Raw genomic sequence first — 14,029 nt, 5'->3', positions numbered from 1 at the left:
TTTTTAGTTAACTCTTGCTAAATCTCCCAAAAGAAGTTATAGTGTATTAGAAAACTAGTACACAAAGGAGGAAAGTTATGAAGTTTGATGATAAGATTCCAATTTATTACCAAATAAAACAATACATCTATAAAGAAATTATTATTAACCACCTGACCCCAGGATCTAAAGTTCCAGCAGTTCGGCAGCTAGCATTAGACTTGGCCGTTAACGTCAACACGGTTCAACGCTCATTAAGAGAGCTAATCAGTGAAGGCGTTTTGGAATCCCAGCGCGGGAAGGGTAATTTTGTAACTACTAATCCAGAGATTTTGAACAACTTACGCAAAAATATTGTCGAAGAACAACTTTCTTTAATGTACGATCACCTAGCCAGCCTCCAACTGACCCCAGACGAGATGATTCAAGCATTAACTGAATACGTGAACAAGAGAAAGGAAACGCATCATGGCTAATCTACTAACAATTAATCATTTAAGCTATTCTCGTAATCTCCAATTAATCCTAAAAGACCTCAATTTAGAGCTTCCGTACGGGCAAATTGTAGGCTTGTTGGGTACCAATGGTGCTGGTAAAACGACGTTAATGCGTTTGATTGCTGGAAATTATATTGATCGTAAAAATTCTATTTCCATTAATACAGAAACCAATAGCGCAGTTCGCAAATCTTTAGTTAGTTTTACCGAACAAGTCGGTGGCTGGTCGGGCCATCCTCGTATTTTCAAAATTGGTAATTTTTACGATGCTTTATATGAAGATTTCAACCTCACCACTTTCAACCAATTACTTTCAAATCTCAACTTGAGCCCTGACCAACGTGTTAATCAACTTTCTAAAGGGAATTTCCGCAAGTTAGTAATTGCTGTTACGCTTGCTCGTCAAACTGATTTGTACCTATTAGATGAACCTTTCGACGGGATTGACAGTATGACTCGCAAAAAAATCATCTCCAGTATTATTCAATGGAAGCCTGAAAATGCGACGGTTTTAGTCAGCGATCATCATGTCGGTGATATTGCTAACCTGCTCGATCAAGTCGTCATTATTAAGGACCAACATGTAGCTGCACAAGAGGCCGCAGACACTATTCGTGAAACCCTTGGTAAAGATATTGAAACTTACTACGAAGATTTTTATAGAGAGGAGCTTTAAGATGACCACTTTCTCACAATTAACGAAAACAATGTTGAAAACCCGAGTAAATCTTATTCATAAGGTCTTTGGCATCTATCTACTAGTTACCCTAGTCACTTGTTTCTACCAAACCTTAATTCATGGACTTAGAATAACCGACTGGTTAATGTTTAGCTTTAGTTTCGGTGTATTGGCCTCATTGGTACTGGCCGTTATTCTAGCAGTTAAACAAGAACGGGTTTGGACGGCTCCCCTCTACCGACTTTTACCGCTTTCGGAAACTAAGCTATATATCGGTAATGTACTTACAAACTTTTTTAGTTGGATTTACTTTGAAATTCTGGTAGTTCTACTAACGTTCATTATGGGTCCTACTAGTTTTGTCAAAATTCTTCCAATCATGAATAATGGTAGTTTTTTAGAATATGCAGTAGGGGCTGGAATCATATTGATTTTCCCAACCTTCATTTGGTGCTCAGTCAGTTTAGTTCACTTACTAACGAATACCTTTAGTGATTTTCTACCAATAAATATTCAACGCATTTCTCGAGTCGTTTTAATCATTATTCTTGTATACGGATTAGGTAAAATAAGTAATTTAGCAACAAACTCCTTTACCATGATTTTTGCTTCATCTCAAGCTACGTCTGATGCTAACTTCTATCTATCGTTTATTTATCTAATCCTTACTACTATCGTTGTTTCAATTATTAACATCTACCTACTTAAAAACTGGGTTCAGGCTACTCCCAAAACAGCATAATAAAAAATAATCTAAGAATGATCCCTTTTAGGACCAACCTTAGATTATTTTTTTGGATTAAATTGATATTACTCTTACATTTTTCCACCAAAGACTGGAAAGACACTTGCATCCCCGTAATCTAGCGGTTTGACTTGTTTCAAAATTTCCATATCTTCATCAGAAATTACAAAATCAAGCTCGGCGTTTGATTTCATGTGTTCCGGATTAGAAGTTTTAGGAAGTACTACCGTATCTAATTGCCAATCGTAACGGATTGATAATTGTGGTGCACTAACGTTATATTTTGCCGCCATTTTTTGAATAGCTTCGCTACGAAGTGCTTGTCCATGAGCGATTGGTGAAAATGCTTCAACCACAATCCCATTTTCATGAGAGTAGTTAATCAAATCCATTGGTGTAGCCGCTATATGCGATAAGATTTGGTTAACCATTGGCTTAGTATCACTATTTTTGATTAAATTATCCAAGTCTTCTTTTTGGAAGCTAGAAACACCGATTGCACGAAGCTTACCTTCATGCATGGCATCTTCAAGAGCACGCCAAACTTCAAGGTTACCTTCAAAATGACGATCATCGGATTGATTTACTTCTGCCCAGGGCTGGGGGTTATGAATAATCATCATATCCAAATAATCTAGACCCATTTTGTTTAAAGTTTCATCAATAGACTTTTTGGCATCATCATAATTTTTAATTTCAGCAGCAATTTTTGAGTTAACAAAAATTTCTTCACGAGGAACACTTGCAGTACGTACGCCTTCACCTACGCCACGTTCATTAGCATAAGCTTGGGCGGTATCGATATGACGATAGCCCATTTCAATTGCGCTGCGCACAGCGTCAGCAACTTGATCATCATCAATTTCCCATGTTCCTAAAGCTAACTTAGGGATTTTTACACCATTACTTAATTTGTACGATTCTTCAAAAACATTCATATTATCATTTCTCCTTTAATTAAACGGTTTGACCTGTAGGACGAATTACCATTTCATTAACAGCCATATTAGCTGGGGTGTCAATCACAAAGGCCACTGCTTGAGCAATTTCTTCTGGATCAAGTCCCGTCATTTCAGCTCCCGGTAATTTTTGAGCATCCTTCAATTCATTACGAATTTTTTCATTATTGATTGAGTTAAATAGTTCAGTCTTCACGGTACCTGGAGCAATAACCGTAGTTTTAATATTATTTTGGTGTTCTTCTTGTCGAAGACCTTCCATAATCGCGCGGACCGCATACTTAGTACCTGAATAAGCCGCATAACCCGGTAAAACTTCATAGCCTAATACCGAAGAAGTTGTAATGACATGGCCACTTTGTTGTTTACGCATGATGGGTAGAGCTGATCCAATCCCATTTAGCACACCTTTAACATTAATATCTAACATTTGTTGCCATTCATTTTGAGCAACTTGATTTAAATTATTAACTGGCATAATTCCAGCGTTGTTAAATAACACATCAATCCGACCAAACTTAGCAACCGTACCATCAATTACAGCTTGAACTTCATCTTCATTGGTTACATCGGCTTTGAAAATTTCGATTTCAGCCTCAGGATATTGAGCTTGGATTTCTTGTAATCGATCCAGACGACGAGCGGCCAAGCTAAGCTTAGCTCCTTGTTGCGCTAGCATTGCTGCTGTCGCAGCTCCGATTCCACTCGAAGCCCCCATGATGATTACTACTTTATTCTTATTACTCATTATTTTTGATCCTCCTTAGTACTCTTGATTATTTTAATTACACGTGCTGGAATACCAGCAACTACCGCATTGGGTGGAACATCGCGGGTAACCACGGCGCCCGCAGCAACTACTGCATTTTCACCAATAATTACGCCAGGAGTTACCGTCACATTGGCGCCTAACCAAGCATTATTATGAATACAAACCGAGTATAAATCTAGATTACGGCGCTCGCTAGGTTCTAGACGGTGATTAACGGAAGCAATCGTTACGTTTGGACCAATCAAGACGTGATCACCAATATAGATACCACCTAAGTCCACAAACATCGATCCGCTATTAATGAAAACTTTTTTACCAATGTGGAGATTGCGACCAAAATCGGTTTGAAAAGGTAATCGAATTTCAGTCGAACCATCAATTCGCTCGTTAGTGATTTGGCTTACAATGCTAAGTACTTCATTTGCCGAATGAACTCCAGTATTTAATTGCTGAACCAACCGTTGGTTTTTAGCTACGATTTCTTCGACACCATCATAGGCCGCTGTTCCCAAATCCATTTTGGATTGCATTAACTCACCCCGCTTCCTAACCTTATTGATTGACTCTAGTCTACGGGATCGTTACTATAATGTTAAATACTTATTAAACATCAAAAACAATAACTTTTAGTTATGAATTAAAGGAAAATATTATGGATATTCGTGTCTTACGCTATTTTGTGGTAATTGCTCAGGAACAAAACATTTCACGAGCGGCCACTTTACTTAACGTGTCCCAACCGGCTTTATCACGCCAAATTGCTGATTTAGAAGATGAATTAGGGACCAAATTATTCACTCGCGCCCATCGCCATATTCAACTTACGCAGGAAGGTCATTACCTATTAGAACGGGCGCTACAAATTATTGGTTTAGTTGATAAAACTACTTATAACTTACAAAAACAAGATGTAGTTAGTGGGACGCTCGACATTGGAGCAGGAGAAAGTGTGGGGATTATGCCAGTCATGGAGGCGGCCCAGCAAATCATGCGTCAATACCCCGATGTTCGTGTTAATCTTCGAAGTGCAGATGCGGAACCCATCTTAGCTGACCTCGATGCAGGCATTTTAGAATTTGGCATTATTATGGGAAATCGCCCCCTTAATAATTACAACACTTTGGTTTTACCAGCTAAAAATCATTGGTGCGCCATCATGCGAGCAGATGAACCGCTCGCCCAACAGAAAGAAATCCGACCAATTGATCTAGTCGGTCGTCCTTTAATTACTTCACGTCAGGCTTACAAACACGGTTTATTCCAAAAATGGAGTAACACCCTTTATGATCAACTTAATTTTGTGGGAACTTTCAATTTGGCTTTTAATGGTAGTTTACTAGTCAAAACGGGAGCAGCAATTGCACTTTTATATGATCAACTTGTGGACGTTTCACCAACAAGTGGTTTGGTCGCCCGCCCGCTTAATCCTGACATGTCAGAAGCGAACACACTCATTTGGAGTAAAAATCGAAATTTACCCAATTTAAATCGATTATTTTTAGATACTTTACAAAAAAATTTAGCTCAACAAGGAGGCTCTGATGCCTAAATATACCGTTATTTATAATGAAGATGCTGGAAAAAATGATAATAAATCCATCGCTGAACGCTTTCAGCAAGCGGCTGAACGATTGAAGCGATCAACCACCTTAAAGGCCACGTCTAGTCGTCAAGAAGCGCTCGATTATGTAGTTGATCATATTGATCAACTGGATACAGTTATTACGATTGGAGGAGATGGCTCCATTAATACCGTGTTTTCAGCCTTCCTTAAGGCTAAAAAATCAGTCGAAGTGGGAATTATTCCTGGTGGTACCGTCAATAATTTTGCTAAAGCACTCGAAATTCCTCAAGATGAAGAAGCCGCTTTTGATACCATTCTTAATGGTCATCCCCTCGCTGTGGATTTGGCCCATACTGAAGACCGTGCCATCATTAGTAGCCTTACACTTGGAACCCTTGCTGATATGGCCCGCCATGTCGGACAAGATGAAAAGAAAAAATGGGGACCTTTAATTTATTTGAGTAAAGGAATTCGCCAGTTAATTGCTAAGAAATCTTACCAGATTAAAGTTAGTACTGCGGATGGCGACCATGTCTATCGCACGCGCTTCCTATTAGCAACCACTACCAACTCAGTGGGTGGTTTTACTAATTTTGATACATCTGCATCTCCAGCAGATGGAAAAATTCACTTGGTTATCCTGAAACATTTTTCATTCATGCGTCTTTTAGGTTACCTAAGTTATTTCCTAACTGGACGTTTTCGAGATATCAAAGATGTTGATCAACTTACCGCTCAGGAAGTTGAAATTTCTGCCGTTGATTCACACTTGAAGGTTGAAACTCGAATTGATGGTGATCCTAGTGACCAACTCCCCATCAAACTGGGCGTAGAGCAAGGCTTCGTTCAAGTTATGGTACCTAAATAATTTAACTCAAAATAAAATGGACCAACGCAATCAAAGCGTTGATCCATTTTTTATATTATCGAACCACAGTTACCGTGATAGGAGCATACTTCGCCATGTAGGCTGCTTGGCTACCAAAATGTCGTGCTAACCCTTTTTTAGACTCTGCGCCAACCACTAACAAATCGGGTTGGACAGCTGGAATAACTTCTTCCACAATGGTCTCGCCCGGATCGCCTTCCGTAACGACGCACTTTACATTTTGGACTCCCGCATCCTGAGCCTTTTTCTGATATTTTAAGATATGTTGTTCAAGTTCGGCCCGTTCTCCATGAATAAAGTCCTTATCTAGCGCTTGAAAAACATTCATTTCGTCACTTTCCAAAACTGATACGATTACCAATTCAGAACCCGATTTTTTAGCCAGATTAATTGCATAATCAAAGGCTAAAACGGCATCTTCCGAATCATCTACACCAACTAATATTCTCTTAACATCAAAGGTCATTATGCTTCCTCCTTAGCTTCTGCTTTACTTCGCATTTCCAATTCGTAACGTTGGTTACCTTTATGGAGTTCAAAGACTGTCCAAGCTAGGAGTGCTAGAACTACTGCCACTAGCATATAGGCAATTATGTGCGCCAGCTCTACTTCACCAGCACTTGGATTAGCTCCAAAGAAGGCCGTAATTGAATTTGGTAAACCAGTCATATTGAGGTAGGTTAGGAAAATAACCGAAATCCAACCTAAAATTTTGACCGCCCAACTATTCTTAAATCGATCACCCATTTCAACGCGACTATCCGTCATCATCAACAATGGAATCATTGAGAATGGTAATGCAAAAGCCAAAAATACTTGAGAGTTATTCATCAACTGATTTAGGGCTTCGTGTTCTTGAAGATCACCTTTACCGCTGGTAATCATGACACAAATCAAAACTGGTACAACTGAAATCAAACGGGTAATCAAACGCCGTGCCCAAAGTGGCATTCGCATGTGAATGAACCCTTCCATGATAACCTGGCCGGTTAACGTTCCCGTGATGGTTGAATTTTGACCAGAAGCCAACAAAGCTACCGCAAATAATGTCGAAAGTACCCCAGTTTTGGCAACTCCAATCAAAATTCCGTTACTCAAAGTTGAAGTATCATTTAACGCATGGAATAGACCAAAGAATGATGGATCTTGGACAGCGCCGGACTTAAATACGGCAACTCCCATCACCAATAGAAGTGAATTAACGATAAATGCGAATGATAGCTGAATATTTGAATCCCAAGTTGAGAAGCGTAGCGTTCTTGCTACGTCTTCTTCATCGTTATGATCAATTTCACGCGTTTGTGAAACCGCTGAGTGCAAGTACAAGTTATGAGGCATAACTGTCGCACCAATAATTCCTAGTGACCCACTTAAAGGAGTCATTCCGCCAATTGTTGGTGAAGTTTCAAATGCTTTAGTGGTTGGTACTAAGCCGCTAAATACCGCACCCCAATTTGGATTTGATAAAGCAACTTGGTAGACGAAAACCACTAAAATAACCATGATTAAACACACCACAATGGCTTCAATTTTTCTAAAACCAATCTTAGTCAATAACAGTAATAGCAGTACATCCAAAACGGTAATGAAAACCGCGATGGCTAGCGGAATATGGAACAACAAATACAGCGCAATTGCAGCACCAATTACTTCAGCGATATCAGTCGCCATAATTGCCAATTCCGTTAAAATCCATAATACAATTCCCAATGACTTACTTGTTCTAGCGCGAATTGCCTGCGCTAAGTCCATTTGACTCACAATTCCCAGTTTAGCCGCCATATATTGTAACAACATCGCGATTAAACTCGAAATCAAGATAATCGACATTAGCATGTACTGGAAGTTTTGACCCCCAGTGATTGATGTTGACCAATTACCAGGGTCCATATAACCAACAGCAACTAATGCTCCCGGACCCGAATACATAAACAGTGCCTTCCAAAAACCAATATTCTTAGGCACCTTAACTGTCCCATTTATTTCTTCCAATGATCGTCCATTAGCGTATTCCACTAATTTGCGACGTTTCTTTGGGTTCTTGATCTCATTACTCATCAAAATCATTCCTTTCCTCAATCTTGAACCACGGCTATCGTAACATATTGTTCACGATGCGCAAACTCTTTTTATTGCCGTTAGACGGGCATTTGTGGCTTCAATGATTAAGAAAAGCTTGATAGATGAAGCTCGAAAACGATTTCTTAAAAATTTTAAAATAATTTTCCAATGTAGTAATGGATAAACATTGTGATAATTCCCACAATCACGTTTCGAATAATAGCTTTTTTGGCCATCCCATTTCCCAATTTGGCGCTCAAAAAACCAGTTAGTGCTACGGAAAAGACGGTCGCTATAATCGTCGCTTGCATTTTAAAAGAAGTTGGTGCCATCGACATCGCTACTAACGGGAAGAAGCCCCCTAAAGCTGCTGAAATCAATGATGAAACAGCTGCACTCCAAGGATTCAAGTAATCTTCAATATCCATATCGTAGCGTACACTAACCGCGGTTTTTAGTGGTTTTTCTTGCATCAAAGCTTGTGAAATTTCATGAGCTGTTTGTTCACTAACGCCCTTATCGACATAAAAACGTGCGATTAATTCTTGTTCAGCTTGGGGATCAGTTTGCAAACGTAATTTTTCTTCACCCACTACCGCTTTTTCAGTATCACGTTGTGAACTAACTGAAGCATATTCGCCGGCTGACATGGAAAAAGCACAGGACAAAAGATCCGATAATCCAGCAATGAAAATAATAAATGGATTAGTCGTTGCTGCAATTACACTAAAAAGAACACCGACCACCGTTAGAATTCCATCATTAGCACCTAGCACTCCGGCCCGTAGCATGTTTAATTTATTGTCTAAACTGATTTCTTTTTTCTTCTTCATGCTTATTTTCCCCCTTATCTAGCAAATAGCGAACCGATTAAGTATGTCATCGCCATTGTAATTAAACCTGCCAAGACGTTTCGTAAAACCGCTCGTCTACGAACCGCTTTACCAATGACTGCCGCTGCATAACCAGTAACTGCCAAGGCAATCGCAACCGAAACAACGGTTAAAGGCACACGAATACTATGTTTAGCGAAAGTGATGGTGAACAAGGGCAACAAGGATCCCAATGAAAATGAAATCATGGAGGAAATGGCCGCCATATAAGGACTGGTAAAGTTATTCATATCAAAACCATATCGCTCACGGACCGTAGTCAAGAGAGCATCTTTTTCCATCATTTCGGACGCAGCCTTCTGGGCTAGGTCTGTTGGAATCCCGTCATTCGCATATTTTTCAGCAACAAAATCCAATTCTTTTTGATAGTCATCTTTTAAAGCTTGACGCTGAACATTGACCGCATTTTCTTGGGAATCTTTTTGGGAGTTAACCGATACATATTCGCCCATGGCCATCGAAACCGTTCCAGCTAACATCCCCGAAATTCCAGATATAAATATGGCAAAACTATTAGTGGTGGCTCCTGCTACACCTAAAACAATTCCTGCAACAGATAAAATACCGTCATTTGCGCCCATTACGCTAGCTCGGATGATATTGATTTTTTGTGCGAGTGTTCCAGCTTTTTGTTTCTTATCCATCTTACTATCCCCTTGTTCTAATTTAGAATCATTTTAAACTGACAACTAATTCTACTTCTTTTCATCCGGAATTGTAAAGTTCTTTTAAATCTTTTATAAATCCCGTTTAAACTGGCTATATTTAGGTTAAATTGAAGTTAAATGAAGTACAACAATCTTGAAAACAAGTGATTTTTCATCTATAGTGTTTAGATACTTAGGATTCTCTCGTCCATTGATATACGGGAGAATCTGTTCACAGACTCAACTACTAATTAAGTAAAGGAGCTCTTAATGCTACTATCTTTAATAATAATTTTAATTTTAATTATGGCGATTGCTCGCGGCTGGCGCCGAGGGCTCATCCTGGAATTATTGTATTCACTGGGTTATATCGTTGTTTTTATTTTTGCTAAAGTTTTTACCAATGACTTTGCTGCTTTCCTAACTACTACTTTCGGAGGCTGGACTAGTAACCAAGTTACTAATTTAACAGTCATGCATTCCGTCGCCTTTATTCTACTAATGTCCATCGGCTGGATCATTATTCGTTTAGTAGGGCGTTTATCGCAAATGGTTACTTGGCTACCAGTTATCCATCAAGTAAATAGCCTAGCTGGCGCGGTGGTTGGTTTAGTAATTACTTATGGAATTTCCTTTGTTATTCTCAGCATCAGCCAATTTATTCCCAATGATTTTTATCAAGAGCAGCTCTCCCAATCAGTAGTAGCTCAGACCATCTTGTCGAAAACTCCCGCTGTTTCATCAGAACTGATCAATAACTACATTATTCATACCGAACAAACTAAAAACGTACTATAATCAGGAGGAACTATGGAATTTCAATTAATCAAGAAATATATCGCAGCCTACCTATCAACCACAACAACCCGTTTAGAGACTGTGGAAGCACCAATGCCCGGAATTAAAGTTGATATTAATGGTAATGAAAGTTTCTTTTATCCCAGTGCCAACGACGAAAACACCTTCTTTGAAGAATATGGTGATCATATCTATGTTCATGTTTACAATACTGAGACTAAAGCTTTTACCACAACTGAAAAATAACTGTTAGGAGTTGCGACAAAGACGTTTAATCTAAGTTTTAACCTTGATCCGATTTAGATTAGACTTTGTTGTAGCTCCTTTTATTTTGGGCAAATTCACACAAAAAATTACTTAGGGGAGAATCATGTCGAGCACTCTGAAAACTTATCGTTATATTTTTAAACACATTTTTAGCTATATTTGGCTTTTTATTGCTTCTACAGTTGCTGTATACGGAATTTTAATCCCAATTTTTACACTAATTGGAAGCGTAATGCTACGTTTGGCAAGAGTTCGTTACATCTCTAATACCAATTTAATTGAAATTATTAGCCAGCATCCTGTTTTAGATTTAGGTTTAATTCTTTTAATTCTAGCAGTAATTGTGGCCATCTATTGGCAAGTCACATTTCTATTTTTAGGAACCATGCAAATTAATTATGGAAAGAAGTTAACGATTGATTCACTCTTACGGCTTTCCATTCAACGTGTCCGTAAGACCTTTTTTCGTTCCGTTTGGTTCTTACTAATCTACTGCATTTTAATCTTACCTTTTGGTGGATTAGGTTTTTCGACACCTTTATTAAATAAAATTAGGATTCCTAGTTTCCTAGTTGATTATTTTTTAACTGAAAATCGTCCACTTTTGTTAGTGATGATTTTGCTATACGTGGTTACTTTTTATCTCGGAATTCGCTTATTCCTAGTTCTACCATTAATCATTTTGGGTAAACGGAACGCCCATACTGCGGTAAAACAGAGTTGGCAAATAACTAAGATTAACTTTAAGCCAATTGTTTTACGACTTGTATTACTCTTTGCCACCACCATTGTTGTAATAATTGCTGGGCAGCTTTTAGTACTAGGGGAACAAACCCTTTTCGACCGTATGACACCAACCGGAGTGGCCTTTCTCGCCGCTTCCGTAAACTTAATTTTGATTGAATTTTTTATGTTTCTTTCGAGCATTGCCGCGGGTGCTGGTTCTTTGATGATCATGACTGAATACCTGGCTGGAGATCAGCGCTTTACTGCCCATACTCATCGATTAAGCGACCAGCTTCAAGAACTTAGCTACAACGTCGGAAACCAACGTTGGATTCGAATTATTGCTGGTTTACTTGTTATCGGGGGCATTGGATTTAATTCGTTGTATCTAACTGGATTTTTTAGTGACACTCCCATTACCATTTCTCATCGCGGGGTTAACGCTAAAAATGGAGTGCAAAATACCATTGAATCCCTTAAGAATACTAGTCGATTACATCCTGATTTCATCGAAATCGATATCCATGAAACTAAGGACCATCAATTTGTATTAATGCATGATGAAAATCTTAAAAATTTAACCGGGGTTGATAAAGCGCCGCATCAACTGACTTTAAAGCAACTCACCAAATTAACTGCGCATGAAAATGGAAGTTCAGCTAAGATAGCTAGCTTAGATGATTACATGGACGCTGCTGAAAAGCTTAAACAACCCCTACTAATTGAATTTAAAACTACTAAATACGATGATCCAAAAGTGGTTGAGCGTTTTAATGCTAAATACGGACAAAGAATTCTAAAAAATCATGATCAAGTCCATAGCCTAGATTATGATGCCGTTGAAAAACTTAAAGAACTTAATCCAAAATTAACCGTGGGCTATATTCTGCCTTTCAATTTTATTGGAGTTCCACAGTCTAGCGCCGATTTTTACACGATGGAATATTCAACTTTAAATAACTCATTTTTACTAACTGCCGAACTAACTGGTCGAAAAGTTTATGCTTGGACCGTCAATAGTGACGATGCAATGGCCAGATTGAACTTTATGGGAGTCGATGGCATTATCACCGATAAACTTGAACTTCTACAAAAAACGGTTAAACAACTTAACCACCATCCAAGTTATGGCAGTCGATTAATCAACTTTACTTATGAACTTGGCAGTTAAAATATTCAAAAAGGCGACCATGACATTAATGTCATGGTCGCCTTTTTTCGCTGTATTTTATTTCATACTCTAAATATTTTTTACATATTCTGCATGCTTCTCTTCATCGAACTCGCCTTCCGACTTGCCCATGATAATTGCAGCTAGTGAGTTACCCACCACGTTAACCGCGGTTCGACCCATATCAATAATGCGGTCGACACCAGCAATAAACGTTAAACCAGCCATTGGAACACCAATGGTAGAAACAGTAGCTAAGAGAACCACAAATGAAGCACCAGGAACACCAGCCATCCCTTTAGAAGTAATCATCAATACTACTAGCAATGTAATTTGTTGTCCAATACTTAAATTAATATGATAAGCCTGGGCTAAGAAGAGTGCCCCAACTGCTTGATAGATAGCTGATCCGTCCAGGTTAAACGTGTATCCAGTTGGAATAACGAAGGATACGATCCCTTGGCTAACACCATATTTTTGCATTTTATCAATAATTTTAGGAAGTGCAGCCTCTGAACTGGCTGTTGAAAATGCTAAAATCAATTCATTTTTGATTACCTTGAGTAACTGGAAGAATTTCACGTGGTGAATCTTAGCCACAATTCCTAGTACCACAATTACAAAGAATACCATCGCCACGTAGGCAATCAAGATGAACAATCCTAATGGTTTTAGAGCATCAATCCCCATTTGAGCGATTGTTACCCCAATTAGAGCGCAAACCCCAATAGGAGAAAGGTGCATAATCCAGTTGGTAATCTTAAACATTACTTCTTGGATAGCAGTAAGGCCATCAATCAAGATTTGTCCTTGTTTACCAATTGCCGTAATTCCTAATCCAAAAAGAACTGAAAATAGAATGATGGGCATCATGTTTCCTTCAGATAACGAACTAAAGATATTAGTTGGAATAATGTTCATAATCGTTGACCATAGGCCACTGCTTTCTTTAGCGTGTTTTGCAGTTTCCACGTATGAACTAATATCCGTACTTTGCAAACTATGGATATCAATATAAGTTCCTGGATGAAAAACGTTAGCAAAAATCATTCCGACTACTAAAGCAATGGTGGTTAGAATTTCAAAATAAATCAAAGTTTTCAATCCAACACGACCCAATTCTCCAATGTCACCCATTCCCGCAATCCCTACGGTTAAGCAGGATATAACGATTGGAAGAACAATCATTTGAATCAAGTGGATAAACATGGTTCCAATATTTTGCATCGCCGTAATGGCAACCTGGTTATGGTAGAAAACGGCACCTAAAACCACTCCTAAAATCAAACCTATCAGGATTTGCCACCCCAGCGTCAATCTCCAATTCCGAACTTTTTTCATATTCACACCCCTAAAATTTATGCTATTTACTATATTATCAT

At 38.6% G+C, this 14,029-nt stretch carries 16 protein-coding genes; 8 read left to right on the top strand and 8 right to left on the bottom strand.

All coding sequences use genetic code 11. The features are described 5' to 3' along the window. The first annotated feature begins 77 nt into the window (after positions 1–77). The 3 genes from PEPE_RS00270 to PEPE_RS00260 are packed head-to-tail and all read left to right on the top strand — an operon-like array spanning position 78 to position 1,897. Entirely contained in the window at positions 78–455 is a 378-nt protein-coding gene (locus PEPE_RS00270; RefSeq protein ID WP_002834231.1) for a GntR family transcriptional regulator, read from the top strand. After that, positions 448–1,152, top strand: coding sequence for an ATP-binding cassette domain-containing protein (locus PEPE_RS00265; RefSeq protein ID WP_002834232.1), 705 nt, complete (start codon positions 448–450; stop codon positions 1,150–1,152). The genes PEPE_RS00270 and PEPE_RS00265 overlap by 8 nt, the downstream gene beginning before the upstream one ends. 1 nt (position 1,153) lies before the next feature. After that, positions 1,154–1,897 carry a hypothetical protein gene (locus PEPE_RS00260; RefSeq protein WP_011672796.1) on the top strand — a complete coding sequence of 248 codons (744 nt, stop codon included), beginning with the start codon at positions 1,154–1,156 and terminating at the stop codon, positions 1,895–1,897. A gap of 74 nt (positions 1,898–1,971) precedes the next feature. Here PEPE_RS00260 and PEPE_RS00255 read toward each other — a convergent pair whose 3' ends face one another. The 3 genes from PEPE_RS00255 to PEPE_RS00245 are packed head-to-tail and all read right to left on the bottom strand — an operon-like array spanning position 1,972 to position 4,161. Then, complete coding sequence (locus PEPE_RS00255) at positions 1,972–2,838, bottom strand: aldo/keto reductase (RefSeq protein ID WP_011672795.1); 867 nt, start codon at positions 2,836–2,838, stop codon at positions 1,972–1,974. Positions 2,839–2,857: 19 nt separating this feature from the next. Beyond that, entirely contained in the window at positions 2,858–3,607 is a 750-nt protein-coding gene (locus tag PEPE_RS00250; protein WP_011672794.1) for an SDR family oxidoreductase, read from the bottom strand. Continuing rightward, positions 3,607–4,161 (bottom strand): DapH/DapD/GlmU-related protein, encoded by a 555-nt coding sequence (locus PEPE_RS00245; RefSeq protein ID WP_011672793.1) that lies wholly within the window; start codon positions 4,159–4,161, stop codon positions 3,607–3,609. Before PEPE_RS00245 ends, PEPE_RS00250 begins: the two co-directional genes overlap by 1 nt. Positions 4,162–4,283: 122 nt before the next feature. Here PEPE_RS00245 and PEPE_RS00240 point away from each other — a divergent pair, with 122 nt between their 5' ends. Together PEPE_RS00240 and PEPE_RS00235 are read left to right on the top strand one after the other, a co-directional pair. Beyond that, positions 4,284–5,180 carry a LysR family transcriptional regulator gene (locus tag PEPE_RS00240; RefSeq protein WP_011672792.1) on the top strand — a complete coding sequence of 299 codons (897 nt, stop codon included), beginning with the start codon at positions 4,284–4,286 and terminating at the stop codon, positions 5,178–5,180. Then, positions 5,173–6,063 (top strand): diacylglycerol/lipid kinase family protein, encoded by an 891-nt coding sequence (locus PEPE_RS00235; RefSeq protein ID WP_011672791.1) that lies wholly within the window; start codon positions 5,173–5,175, stop codon positions 6,061–6,063. The genes PEPE_RS00240 and PEPE_RS00235 overlap by 8 nt, the downstream gene beginning before the upstream one ends. Before the next feature lie 55 nt (positions 6,064–6,118). Here PEPE_RS00235 and PEPE_RS00230 read toward each other — a convergent pair whose 3' ends face one another. The 4 genes from PEPE_RS00230 to PEPE_RS00215 all read right to left on the bottom strand — a co-directional run bounded on the left by PEPE_RS00230 (position 6,119) and on the right by PEPE_RS00215 (position 9,682). Then, on the bottom strand, positions 6,119–6,550 hold the full coding sequence (locus tag PEPE_RS00230) for a universal stress protein (protein WP_002834243.1): 432 nt from the start codon (positions 6,548–6,550) through the stop codon (positions 6,119–6,121). Beyond that, complete coding sequence (locus tag PEPE_RS00225; protein WP_041526978.1) at positions 6,550–8,142, bottom strand: Nramp family divalent metal transporter; 1,593 nt, start codon at positions 8,140–8,142, stop codon at positions 6,550–6,552. Before PEPE_RS00225 ends, PEPE_RS00230 begins: the two co-directional genes overlap by 1 nt. Positions 8,143–8,297: 155 nt before the next feature. Further along, on the bottom strand, positions 8,298–8,978 hold the full coding sequence (locus tag PEPE_RS00220; protein ID WP_002834245.1) for a VIT1/CCC1 transporter family protein: 681 nt from the start codon (positions 8,976–8,978) through the stop codon (positions 8,298–8,300). A gap of 14 nt (positions 8,979–8,992) precedes the next feature. Further along, positions 8,993–9,682: a VIT1/CCC1 transporter family protein gene (locus tag PEPE_RS00215; protein WP_002834246.1), complete on the bottom strand. Its 690-nt coding sequence runs from the start codon at positions 9,680–9,682 to the stop codon at positions 8,993–8,995. A gap of 273 nt (positions 9,683–9,955) precedes the next feature. Between PEPE_RS00215 and PEPE_RS00210 the strand changes: the two genes are divergently transcribed. From PEPE_RS00210 to PEPE_RS00200, 3 genes are all read left to right on the top strand, one after another. Next, positions 9,956–10,483 (top strand): CvpA family protein, encoded by a 528-nt coding sequence (locus PEPE_RS00210; RefSeq protein WP_002834247.1) that lies wholly within the window; start codon positions 9,956–9,958, stop codon positions 10,481–10,483. A 12-nt stretch (positions 10,484–10,495) separates the two neighbouring features. Beyond that, positions 10,496–10,729: a hypothetical protein gene (locus PEPE_RS00205; protein WP_011672789.1), complete on the top strand. Its 234-nt coding sequence runs from the start codon at positions 10,496–10,498 to the stop codon at positions 10,727–10,729. A gap of 124 nt (positions 10,730–10,853) precedes the next feature. Beyond that, positions 10,854–12,647, top strand: a complete 1,794-nt coding sequence (locus PEPE_RS00200) for a glycerophosphodiester phosphodiesterase (RefSeq protein ID WP_011672788.1) — start codon at positions 10,854–10,856, stop codon at positions 12,645–12,647. Between the two features lie 69 nt (positions 12,648–12,716). On the opposite strand, the gene PEPE_RS00195 is transcribed toward PEPE_RS00200, so the two are convergent. Further along, positions 12,717–13,988, bottom strand: a complete 1,272-nt coding sequence (locus PEPE_RS00195) for a cation:dicarboxylate symporter family transporter (RefSeq protein WP_011672787.1) — start codon at positions 13,986–13,988, stop codon at positions 12,717–12,719. Positions 13,989–14,029: the final 41 nt, after the last annotated feature.

It is taken from the genome of Pediococcus pentosaceus ATCC 25745 (genome assembly GCF_000014505.1).
GTDB lineage: Bacteria > Bacillota > Bacilli > Lactobacillales > Lactobacillaceae > Pediococcus > Pediococcus pentosaceus.
This window is presented reverse-complemented; position numbering and strand designations above follow the sequence as displayed.

What these genes read in the sequence shown, in the direction of transcription:
- PEPE_RS00270 (WP_002834231.1), top strand. Translation starts at nt 78, where the DNA reads ATGAAGTTTGATGATAAGATTCCAATTTATTACCAAATAAAACAATAC.
- PEPE_RS00265 (WP_002834232.1), top strand. Translation starts at nt 448, where the DNA reads ATGGCTAATCTACTAACAATTAATCATTTAAGCTATTCTCGTAATCTC.
- PEPE_RS00260 (WP_011672796.1), top strand. Translation starts at nt 1,154, where the DNA reads ATGACCACTTTCTCACAATTAACGAAAACAATGTTGAAAACCCGAGTA.
- PEPE_RS00255 (WP_011672795.1), bottom strand. Translation starts at nt 2,838, where the DNA reads ATGAATGTTTTTGAAGAATCGTACAAATTAAGTAATGGTGTAAAAATC.
- PEPE_RS00250 (WP_011672794.1), bottom strand. Translation starts at nt 3,607, where the DNA reads ATGAGTAATAAGAATAAAGTAGTAATCATCATGGGGGCTTCGAGTGGA.
- PEPE_RS00245 (WP_011672793.1), bottom strand. Translation starts at nt 4,161, where the DNA reads ATGCAATCCAAAATGGATTTGGGAACAGCGGCCTATGATGGTGTCGAA.
- PEPE_RS00240 (WP_011672792.1), top strand. Translation starts at nt 4,284, where the DNA reads ATGGATATTCGTGTCTTACGCTATTTTGTGGTAATTGCTCAGGAACAA.
- PEPE_RS00235 (WP_011672791.1), top strand. Translation starts at nt 5,173, where the DNA reads ATGCCTAAATATACCGTTATTTATAATGAAGATGCTGGAAAAAATGAT.
- PEPE_RS00230 (WP_002834243.1), bottom strand. Translation starts at nt 6,550, where the DNA reads ATGACCTTTGATGTTAAGAGAATATTAGTTGGTGTAGATGATTCGGAA.
- PEPE_RS00225 (WP_041526978.1), bottom strand. Translation starts at nt 8,142, where the DNA reads ATGAGTAATGAGATCAAGAACCCAAAGAAACGTCGCAAATTAGTGGAA.
- PEPE_RS00220 (WP_002834245.1), bottom strand. Translation starts at nt 8,978, where the DNA reads ATGAAGAAGAAAAAAGAAATCAGTTTAGACAATAAATTAAACATGCTA.
- PEPE_RS00215 (WP_002834246.1), bottom strand. Translation starts at nt 9,682, where the DNA reads ATGGATAAGAAACAAAAAGCTGGAACACTCGCACAAAAAATCAATATC.
- PEPE_RS00210 (WP_002834247.1), top strand. Translation starts at nt 9,956, where the DNA reads ATGCTACTATCTTTAATAATAATTTTAATTTTAATTATGGCGATTGCT.
- PEPE_RS00205 (WP_011672789.1), top strand. Translation starts at nt 10,496, where the DNA reads ATGGAATTTCAATTAATCAAGAAATATATCGCAGCCTACCTATCAACC.
- PEPE_RS00200 (WP_011672788.1), top strand. Translation starts at nt 10,854, where the DNA reads ATGTCGAGCACTCTGAAAACTTATCGTTATATTTTTAAACACATTTTT.
- PEPE_RS00195 (WP_011672787.1), bottom strand. Translation starts at nt 13,988, where the DNA reads ATGAAAAAAGTTCGGAATTGGAGATTGACGCTGGGGTGGCAAATCCTG.